Source organism: Vibrio sp. 10N.222.48.A3, from assembly GCF_041475345.1.
Taxonomy (GTDB): Bacteria; Pseudomonadota; Gammaproteobacteria; order Enterobacterales; family Vibrionaceae; genus Vibrio; species Vibrio tasmaniensis_A.
This window is the reverse complement of record NZ_JBFRVX010001727.1, coordinates 1-373: the sequence shown is the minus strand read 5'-3', so window position 1 is coordinate 373 and position 373 is coordinate 1. Positions and strand designations below refer to the sequence as shown.

Below are 373 nucleotides of genomic sequence, written 5' to 3'. Positions count from 1 at the left end.
AGAAAATCAAACCTCCTACGGCCAAATGGGAGGTTACACTAGATGAATCTTTGACATTGACGCTTTCTGCTAAGTGGCGCTGAGAAACAAAATCTCGCAGTGCTAAGAAGCTTTTATCCATTGCTTTGAGTAATTGATGGCCTCGAATTTGTGAACTGACTAACTCAGTGAATTGCGATTCATAGACGCTGATATGGTCGTCAAAGGCAGTAATTTTTACCTCTGGTGCGTACAAGGCAATCAGTCGTTGTGCGTTGCTTGATTTAGATTGCATCTCATTGATTACATGTGACACTTTGTCGGCGATGAGCTTCTGTTCCTTTGAATTTGCGAGCAGAAAATCTCGGTTGAATCTATTTGAACGACTCAGTAG

General features: G+C 41.8%; 1 pseudogene. It reads right to left on the bottom strand.

Features of this window, described 5'->3' with window-relative positions:
• A pseudogene (locus tag AB4653_RS28645) lies at positions 1-373 on the bottom strand (hybrid sensor histidine kinase/response regulator); the annotation flags it as partial.